The following is a 7,325-nucleotide window of genomic DNA, read 5'->3' as shown; positions in this document are numbered from 1 at the left end:
GGGCGGTGGGCCCGGCGGGGAGGGGGGATCTGCGTGGGCGACGCCGCCACCGCCGCACCAACTCGCGATCGCCAGTGCGGCGGCCGCCGCGGCAACCTTCGTTGACCTCATGGAATGCCAGGGTAGCCGGACAACCGGGGTGCGCGCTGTCACACCGGCGTCAGCCGGCCGGCGGAGAGACGCGCTAGCCGGCGCGGCAGCTGATCTCCATGCTGTCGGCGTCGCGGACCGGGAAGTTGACCCCGACGTAGCCGTTGCCGGGATCGCGCACGTAGTCCAGGTAGGCCTGGGTGCCCTCCATCTCGGTGTTGTCGGCGACGACCAGGGTCCCCGGTGACAGCCGCGGCTCCAGCAACTGCAGCACCGGCAGGTAGAGCTCCTTCCACCCGTCGAGCAGCACAAAGTCGACCGTGCCGTCCAGCTCGGCCAGGGTGGTGAGCGCATCCCCGGCCAGCACGGTGATCACATCGTCGAGCCCGGCGCCGGCGAAATTCTCCTTCGCCGCGGCGATTTTGGTGTCGCTGAGTTCGGTGGTGATGACGCGTCCGGTGCCGTTGTCGCGGACCGCGGCCGCCAGGTGGATGGCGGAAATGCCGAACGACATGCCGAATTCGACCACGGTGGCCGGCCGGGCCGCCCGCACCAGCGAATACAGCAGTCGACCCGCTTCCGGGGTCACCGGGATGTAGAACTCACTGAACGCGTCGGCGCGCTCCTGCGCGCTGGCCGAGGACAGCCGCTCGAAGTCGTCGGCGCGGGCGCGCAGCAACGGCATCTGTTCCTCGGTGGCGGCATACATGCGGTCCAGGACCGATTGGACGCGAGTGTCGTGCAGTGTGATGGCCATGAACCGAGCGTAGGCGGCGCCGCCGCGCCGTGGTGGCCCACCCGCCGGGGCGGGCCACCCGCTCCCAGGGCTGGTGACCGCCGTCACTAGAACCACTGCGCGGGAACCGAATTCCCACGTTCTACGGCCGTGTCTTCGGCGTTCTGCGGGGGTTTCGCACCTAAGCTTGCTGTGGTCCGGACAGGGAGGGATTGACGTATCGGCGGCAATAGCGGCGTGCCCAGGACGGCTGCTCGGGGCACCGCGCAAGCGAGTACCGGAGCGGCCGAGCGCTACCCCGCGTCCGTGCGTACCACCGGAAAGCCCCGCTGGGTTGCCCCCGTTCCCCGCGCCGCCCGGCTAACCACCTCCCGCGGTGAGGATGCCGCCCGACGTCGGCAGCGCCGACCGGGCATCCACGCCCTGGACGGTCTTCGGGCGATCGCCGTGGCGCTGGTGCTGGCCGAACACGGCGGCATCCCCGGCGTCGGCGGGGGCTTCATCGGGGTGGACCTGTTCTTCGTGCTCAGCGGTTTCTTGATCACGTCGCTGCTGCTGGACGAACTCGGCCGCACCGGCCGCATCGACCTGGCCGGGTTCTGGATCCGCCGCGGCCGTCGGCTGCTGCCCGCGCTGCTGCTGATGGTGTTGACGGTCGCCGTCGCGCGCGAGCTGTTCCCGTCGAGCGCCGTCGCCGGGCTGCGTGACGACGCGATCGCCGCGTTCTGCTGGGTGGCCAACTGGCGGTTCGTCTTCGCCAAGACCGACTACTTCACCCAAGGCGGCACCCCCTCCCCGCTGCAGCATGCCTGGTCGCTGGGGGTGGAGGAGCAGTACTACCTGGTGTGGCCGTTGCTGCTGGTCGGGGTCGCGCTGCTCTTAGCGCTGCGGGCCCGACGCCGCGACCGCTGCGCCACCCTCGGCGGCGTGCGGCTCAGTGTGTTGGTGCTGGCCACGCTGGGTGCGGCGGGCTCGGCGGCCGCGGCGATCCTGCTGGCCTCGGACGCCACCCGGGACCGCATCTATTTCGGCACCGACACCCGCGCGCAAGCCCTGCTGATCGGGGCCGCGGCGGCCGCATTGCTGGTCCGGGACTGGTCGGCGCTGATGGCCGGCTGGCCGGTGATCCGGTCGCGGTGGGGCACCTGGGCGGCGCGGCTGCTGCCGCTGGTCGGCCTGGCGGTGTTGGCGGCGGCGGCCCACTACGTCACCGGCAACGCCCGCGAGTTTCGCGCGGGCTCGCTGACCGTGGTGGCCGTGGCGGCCATCCTGGTCATCGCGCCGGTGGCGTTGCACCAGGACGGGCTGGTGGCCCGGGTGCTGTCCTGGCGCCCGCTGGTGTGGCTGGGTGCCATCTCCTACGGCGTGTACCTGTGGCACTGGCCGATCTTCCTGGTGGTCAACGGGGAACGCACCGGATGGTCGGGCTGGCGGCTGTTCGCGGTGCGCTGCGCGGTCACCGTGGTGGTGGCCGCCGTGTCGTGGTGGGCAATCGAACAGCCGATCCGGCGGTGGCGGCCGGTATTTGTGCCGCAGTTGCCGTTGGCGGGGGCCACCATCGCCACCGCCGTCGCGGTGACCGTGCTGCTCGTGCCGGTTGGCACCCAGCCGCACGCCAACCGCACGCCCGGCCTGCCGCCCGGGATTTCGGCGGCCGCGGCGGTGTCGCCGTCGCCGCCCACCACCAAGCGCCCGGCGCGAGCCGTCGCGCAGCACGACCCGCACCGACCCCGCACCGTGTCGGTGTTCGGCGACTCGATCGGCTGGACGCTGATGCACTACCTGCCGGCCACCCCCGGCTACGACTTCATCGACCACACCATCATCGGCTGCAGCATCGTGCGGGCCGGGCCGTACAGCTACTCCGGGGAGACCCTGGACCAAAAATCCGAATGCGACGCCTGGCCCAGTCGATGGGCCCAGCAGGTCGCCACCGACCAACCGGACGTGGCGCTGCTGATCATCGGCCGGTGGGAGACGGTGGACCGGGTCAACGAGGGTCGCTGGACCCACATCGGTGACCCCACCTTCGACGCGTATCTCACCGTCGAACTGCGCCGCGCGTTCGACGTGCTCGGCTCCACCGGCGCCCGGGTGGCGGTCACCACGGTGCCCTACAGCCGCTACGGGGAGAAACCGGACGGCAGCCTGTACCCCGAGGACGACCCACACCGGGTCGACCAGTGGAACGCGCTGCTGCGCCGCGTGATCGGCCACAACCGCAACATCACCGTCGTCGACCTCAACAAGAAGCTCTGTCCGGATGGCGTCTACACCGCCAAGGTCGACGGCATCAAGGTCCGCAGCGACGGCGTGCACTTCACCCAAGAGGGCGCGGAATGGCTGACCCCGTGGCTGGAGCAGGCTCTGCGCTAGCGGCGCGATGTGCGCAGCTTCACAGCCGGCCGCCCTTCCCGGAATAAAATTAGTTTTGCTAACGTAGTTTTTGTTGTGCGCAGCGTCGCGCAGACCAACTTCCCCAATTTGCTTGTTTAGAGGTTTGTGTTATGTCAATTGAAACCCAGGACGAGCGGCTGGAGCGCCGCATCGCCGATTTGACCGCCACCGACCCGCAGTTCGCCGCCGCCCGGCCCAACCCGGACGTCGCCGCGGCCACCGAGCAGCCCGAGTTGGGCTTGCCGCAGGTCATCCAAACGGTGCTGGACGGCTACGCCGACCGACCCGCGCTGGGACAACGCGCGGTCGAGTTCGTCACCGACCCGGCCACCGGCCGCACCGCCGCTTCGCTGCTGCCGAAGTTCGAGACCATCACCTACCGCGAGTTGTCGGACCGCGTCGCGGCCCTGGCCGCCGCTTGGGCTGCCGAGACGGTGCACCCCGGTGACCGGGTGGCGGTGCTGGGCTTCACCAGCGTCGACTACACCACCATCGACGTGGCGTTGGCGAAGCTGGGCGCGGTGTCGGTGCCGCTGCAGACCAGCGCAGCGACCACCCAGCTGCAGCCCATCGTCGCCGAGACCGAACCGGTGGTGCTTGCGGCCAGCGTGGACAGCCTGTCCGACGCCGTCGAGCTGATCCAAGCCGGTCACGTGCCGGGGCGGCTGGTGGTGTTCGACTACCACCCGCAGGTCGACGACCACCGCGACGCCGTCGACGCCGCCCGCGCGCAGCTGGCGGACACCCCGGTGGTGGTGGAAACCCTGGCCGAGGTGCTGGACCGCGGCACCGCGCTGCCGGCCCCCGCGCTGCCCGCCGTCGATGACGACGCGTTGGCGCTGCTGATCTACACCTCCGGCAGCACCGGCGCCCCCAAGGGCGCGATGTACCCGCAGCCCAATGTCGCCAAGATGTGGCGGCGGTCCGCCCGGAACTGGTTTGGGCCCAGCGCGGCGTCGATCACCCTGAACTTCATGCCGATGAGCCACGTCATGGGCCGCGGCATCCTGTACGGCACGCTCGGCAACGGTGGCACCGCGTACTTCGCGGCCCGCAGCGACCTGTCGACGCTGCTGGAGGACCTCACCCTGGTGCGGCCCACCGAGTTGAACTTCGTGCCCCGCATCTGGGAGATGCTGTTCCAGGAGTTCCAGAGCGAGGTCGGCCGTCGCAGCGGTGACGCTGCCGACCGGGCGGACGTCGAGGCGCAGGTGCTGGCCGAACAGCGGCAGAACCTGCTCGGCGGGCGGTTCCACTTCGTGATGACCGGGTCGGCCCCGATCTCACCCGAGCTCAAGGCGTGGGTCGAGGCGCTGACCGAGCAGCATGTGCTCGACGGCTACGGCTCCACCGAGGCCGGCATGGTCTTGTTCGACGGGGAAATCCAGCGGCCGCCGGTGCTCGACTACAAGCTGGTCGACGTCCCGGACCTGGGCTATTTCGGCACCGACCAGCCCTACCCGCGCGGTGAGCTGCTGCTCAAGACCGAGAACATGTTCCCCGGCTACTACAAGCGGCCCGAGGTTACCGCCGGCGTGTTCGACGACGACGGTTACTACCGCACCGGCGACGTGGTCGCCGAGGTCGGCCCGGACAAGCTGGTGTACGTCGACCGCCGTAACAACGTGCTGAAACTGGCCCAGGGCGAGTTCGTCACCGTCGCCAAGCTGGAGGCGGTGTTCGGCAACAGCCCGCTGGTGCGGCAGATCTACGTCTACGGCAACAGCGCCCACCCGTATCTGCTGGCGGTGATCGTGCCGACCGAGGACGCGCTGGCCGAGCACTCCGTAGAGGCCCTGAAGCCGCTGATCGCCGAGTCGCTGCAGAACGTGGCCAAAGAGGCCGACCTGCAGTCCTACGAGGTGCCGCGCGACTTCCTCATCGAGACCACCCCGTTCACCCTGGAGAACGGGCTGCTCACCGGCATCCGCAAGCTGGCCTGGCCCAAGCTGAAGGCGCATTACGGCGAGCGGCTGGAGCAGCTGTACGCCGAGCTGGCCGAGGGTCAGACCAACGAGCTCAACGAGCTGCGCCGCAGCGGCGCCGAGGCGCCGGTGCTGCACACCGTCAGCCGGGCCGCGGCCGCACTGCTGGGTGCGGCGGCCGGTGATCTGGCGCCCGAGGCGCACTTCACCGACCTGGGCGGCGATTCGTTGTCGGCGCTGACCTACGCCAACCTGCTGCACGAGATCTTCGACGTCGACGTGCCGGTGGGCGTGATCGTCAGCCCGGCGTCCGACCTGCAGGCCATCGCCAACTATGTCGAGGCCGAGCGGGCCGGCTCCAAGCGGCCCACCTTCGCCAGCGTGCACGGCCGCGACGCGGTCGAGGTCGCCGCCGCCGACCTGACGTTGGACAAGTTCCTCGACGCCGCCACGCTGGCCGCGGCTCCGACGCTGCCCGGCCCGAGCGCCGAGGTGCGCACCGTGCTGCTCACCGGCGCCACCGGCTTCCTGGGTCGCTACCTGGCGCTGGAGTGGCTGGAGCGGATGGCCGCCGTCGACGGCACGCTGATCTGCCTGGTGCGCGCGAAGACTGATGCGGAGGCGCGGGCCCGGCTGGACAAGACGTTCGACAGCGGCGATGAGAAGCTGCTGGCCCGCTACACCGAGCTGGCCGCCAAGCACCTGGAGGTTATCGCCGGTGACAAGGGCGAGGCCAACCTCGGCCTGGACGCGGCGACCTGGCAGCGGCTGGCCGACACCGTCGACCTGATCGTCGACCCGGCCGCGCTGGTCAACCACGTGCTGCCGTACGGCCAGCTGTTCGGCCCCAACGCGTTGGGCACCGCCGAGCTGATCCGGATCGCGCTCACCACCAAGATCAAGCCGTTCACCTACGTGTCGACGATCGGGGTGGGCGACCAGATCACGCCCGGCAAGTTCACCGAGGACGCCGACGTGCGGGTGATGAGCCCGGTGCGGGCGATCAACGACGGCTACGCCAACGGCTACGGCAACAGCAAGTGGGCCGGCGAGGTGCTGCTGCGGGAGGCCAACGATCTGTGCGGGCTGCCGGTCGCGGTGTTCCGCTGCGACATGATCCTGGCCGACACCAGCTACGCGGGCCAGCTCAACCTGCCGGACATGTTCACCCGGATGATGCTGTCGCTGGTCGCCACCGGGATCGCGCCCGGTTCGTTCTACGAGCTGGACGCCGAGGGCAACCGGCAGCGCGCCCACTACGACGGCCTGCCGGTCGAGTTCATCGCCGAGGCCATCTCCACGCTGGGCGCCAAGGCCGGCGACGGGTTCGCCACCTACCACGTGATGAACCCGTACGACGACGGCATCGGCATGGACGAGTACGTCGACTGGCTGATCGACGCCGGCTTCCCGGTCCGCCGGATCGCCGACTACGCCGAGTGGTTGCAGCGGTTTGAGACCACCCTGCGGGCGCTGCCGGAGAAGCAGCGTCAGGCGTCGCTGCTGCCGCTGCTGCACAACTACCAGAAGCCGGAGACGCCGATCTGCGGGTCGATCGCCCCGACCGACCGGTTCCGTGCCGCGGTGCAAGAGGCGAAAATCGGCCCGGACAAAGACATCCCGCATGTCACGCCGGCGGTGATCGTCAAGTACATCACCGACCTGCAGCTGCTGGGCCTGCTGTAGGTCGGCGAGCAGACGTAAAAGCCCCCAATGCAACGGCGCATTGGGGGCTTTTCGCGTGGGCTCCAGCGGGGCGCCGCTGAAATCGACGTCCAGATTGACACATAGCCCCCAGATCCGGGGGTTTGCGCCGTATGGACGTCGATTTCAGTGGCGCATGCTCGCGAAGAACGCCCGCACGTCGTCGACGAACAACTCCGGCTGCTCGAACGCGGCGAAGTGCCCGCCGCGCGGCATCGCCGTCCAGTGGGTGATGTTGTAGTTGGTCTCGCACCAGGACCGCGGTGGGCGGGAGATCTCCTTGGGGAACGACGCCACCCCGGTGGGCAACTCGACCCGGCCACCGTCGCGGAACGACGCAAACGACTCCCAGTACAGCCGCGCCGAGGACGCCCCGCTGGCGGTCACCCAGTACAGCATCACGTTGTCCAGCAACTCGTCCCGGGTCAACGCGTTCTCGGGGTGCCCGGCGCAGTCGGTCCACGCCCAGAACT

General features: G+C 69.7%; 4 protein-coding genes. 2 read left to right on the top strand and 2 right to left on the bottom strand.

All coding sequences use genetic code 11. From position 1 onward, the window contains the following. Positions 1-184 precede the first annotated feature (184 nt). Complete coding sequence (locus tag BKN37_RS24700; protein ID WP_071029620.1) at positions 185-847, bottom strand: O-methyltransferase; 663 nt, start codon at positions 845-847, stop codon at positions 185-187. A 285-nt stretch (positions 848-1,132) separates the two neighbouring features. On the opposite strand from BKN37_RS24700, the gene BKN37_RS24695 reads away from it, so the two are divergent. Next, positions 1,133-3,202: an acyltransferase family protein gene (locus BKN37_RS24695; protein WP_083342025.1), complete on the top strand. Its 2,070-nt coding sequence runs from the start codon at positions 1,133-1,135 to the stop codon at positions 3,200-3,202. A 131-nt stretch (positions 3,203-3,333) separates the two neighbouring features. Further along, positions 3,334-6,834 (top strand): carboxylic acid reductase, encoded by a 3,501-nt coding sequence (gene car / locus BKN37_RS24690; protein ID WP_071029619.1) that lies wholly within the window; start codon positions 3,334-3,336, stop codon positions 6,832-6,834. A gap of 144 nt (positions 6,835-6,978) precedes the next feature. On the opposite strand, the gene BKN37_RS24685 is transcribed toward car, so the two are convergent. After that, on the bottom strand, positions 6,979-7,325 hold a 347-nt coding region (locus BKN37_RS24685; protein ID WP_423212837.1), incomplete at its 5' end, for an alpha/beta fold hydrolase.

It is taken from the genome of Mycobacterium talmoniae, from assembly GCF_001854525.1.
GTDB lineage: Bacteria > Actinomycetota > Actinomycetes > Mycobacteriales > Mycobacteriaceae > Mycobacterium > Mycobacterium talmoniae.
Note: the sequence above shows the minus strand (reverse complement) of the source record. Positions and strands in the feature narration are given on the sequence as shown.

Coding starts and splice junctions, on each gene's coding strand:
- BKN37_RS24700 (WP_071029620.1), bottom strand. CDS start 847: ATGGCCATCACACTGCACGACACTCGCGTCCAATCGGTCCTGGACCGC.
- car (WP_071029619.1), top strand. CDS start 3,334: ATGTCAATTGAAACCCAGGACGAGCGGCTGGAGCGCCGCATCGCCGAT.